Annotated in this window: 4 protein-coding genes; 3 read left to right on the top strand and 1 reads right to left on the bottom strand. The window is 41.1% G+C overall.

Going from position 1 to position 1197, the window contains the following annotated elements; genetic code table 11:
* The 3 genes from ACFIJ7_RS09515 to ACFIJ7_RS09505 all read left to right on the top strand — a co-directional run.
* A partial coding sequence (locus ACFIJ7_RS09515) for a hypothetical protein (RefSeq protein WP_375645188.1) occupies positions 1 to 348 on the top strand: 348 nt, incomplete at its 5' end.
* Positions 349 to 360: 12 nt separating this feature from the next.
* On the top strand, positions 361 to 504 hold the full coding sequence (locus ACFIJ7_RS09510) for a hypothetical protein (protein WP_375645187.1): 144 nt from the start codon (positions 361 to 363) through the stop codon (positions 502 to 504).
* 21 nt (positions 505 to 525) lie between these two features.
* Complete coding sequence (locus ACFIJ7_RS09505) at positions 526 to 885, top strand: hypothetical protein (protein ID WP_273724680.1); 360 nt, start codon at positions 526 to 528, stop codon at positions 883 to 885.
* A gap of 102 nt (positions 886 to 987) precedes the next feature.
* On the opposite strand, the gene ACFIJ7_RS09500 is transcribed toward ACFIJ7_RS09505, so the two are convergent.
* Positions 988 to 1188: an AlpA family transcriptional regulator gene (locus ACFIJ7_RS09500; protein ID WP_011180791.1), complete on the bottom strand. Its 201-nt coding sequence runs from the start codon at positions 1186 to 1188 to the stop codon at positions 988 to 990.
* Positions 1189 to 1197 lie beyond the last annotated feature (9 nt).

The raw sequence follows: 1197 nt of genomic DNA, 5'->3' as shown, positions 1-1197 counted from the left end.
AACATTGATAAGCCTTCTCCAGGGGCTCTGAGTATGTGGGAGAAACCTGGTGCAGATTTTACGGAGATAGGAAAAGCCTTGTTAGAATGTGGTATGCCAACCCCTTATGATATCGATCCAGAAAACCAACAGCAGAGCATTAATGCTAAAGCAACAGTTGATGCTTGCATGGTTCAAGCAGGATTCCGCTATAAAGATCAAAGAGGAGGGGGGTGGTGTTATACTTTTAAAGAGAAAAACTTGCCGATTTGTCGTCCAGGTGCTGTCATCCCACAGCGCAGTGTCAAGAAGCGCTTAAACAGCCCGTTTTGTACAAAGCATCCAGAACAACCTGAATGCGAGCCTTAAGTCTTGCTTGTAATGACCGACAATCCGCCATCCTTGCCTTCACTTGGAATGGCGGGATTGTTTCCTCAATCCGTCATCTCAACATTGTTCACCGTTGTTTTAAACAGCGGTGACAGAAAATATCAACAGGTTTATGAGCTGTTTTATCGTAAATAAATCCATTGAAAGAGGGGAAAAATGAAGAAAATCTTAAAACTGTTGAGTTGCATAGCTCTGTTAAGTATCACTGGATGTGTTAACTCAATTCCCTCACTTTCTCCAGCATTATGGAGAAATAAAATACTTTTAGAATGTGGAGTACCGGACCTTAATAAGGTTGTGGCGCTAGATTTGAATCAATTTGCCAGTATTGAAATGTGTATGGCGCAATCAGGTTTTCGCCCTAGCTTTACAATACAAGATTGGTGTGAAAACCATAAATCGGACAATCTTCCCATATGTCGTCCTGGTGCTGTCATGCCTCAGCGAAGTGTTGAGAGACGCTTAAATAGCCCTTATTGTAAAAAACATTCAGAACAACTTGAATGCCAGCCTTAAGTCTTGCTTCAGCAGAGAAAGTCTTGAATTTACACCAAATAAAGCACCAGGTTGATGAGCTTGAGAAAGCCTTGTCCGTCCTTACGTGACAAGGTTTTCTTTTTATGCTGCGTCGCTTTGACGTTGCTGTTTCGCTTGCTCGATTACATTGATAAGATCTGATTGTAACCAACGCGATAAAAAACCAAATTTTAAAGGTTTTGGGAGAGAGCCATTAGTTACATGACGGCGGAATGTTGAGACACTCATATGAAGCAATTTTGCACTTTCACGGTCTGTCAAAAGAATATCATTTTCTGTCATAATAATTTC

Source organism: Bartonella sp. MR100HLJHH, from assembly GCF_042194215.1.
Classification (GTDB): Bacteria; Pseudomonadota; Alphaproteobacteria; order Rhizobiales; family Rhizobiaceae; genus Bartonella; species Bartonella grahamii.
The sequence above is the reverse complement of the archived record's forward strand: the minus strand, read 5'-3'. Positions and strand labels throughout refer to the sequence as shown.

What these genes read in the sequence shown, in the direction of transcription:
- ACFIJ7_RS09510 (WP_375645187.1), top strand. Translation starts at nt 361, where the DNA reads ATGACCGACAATCCGCCATCCTTGCCTTCACTTGGAATGGCGGGATTG.
- ACFIJ7_RS09505 (WP_273724680.1), top strand. Translation starts at nt 526, where the DNA reads ATGAAGAAAATCTTAAAACTGTTGAGTTGCATAGCTCTGTTAAGTATC.
- ACFIJ7_RS09500 (WP_011180791.1), bottom strand. Translation starts at nt 1,188, where the DNA reads ATGACAGAAAATGATATTCTTTTGACAGACCGTGAAAGTGCAAAATTG.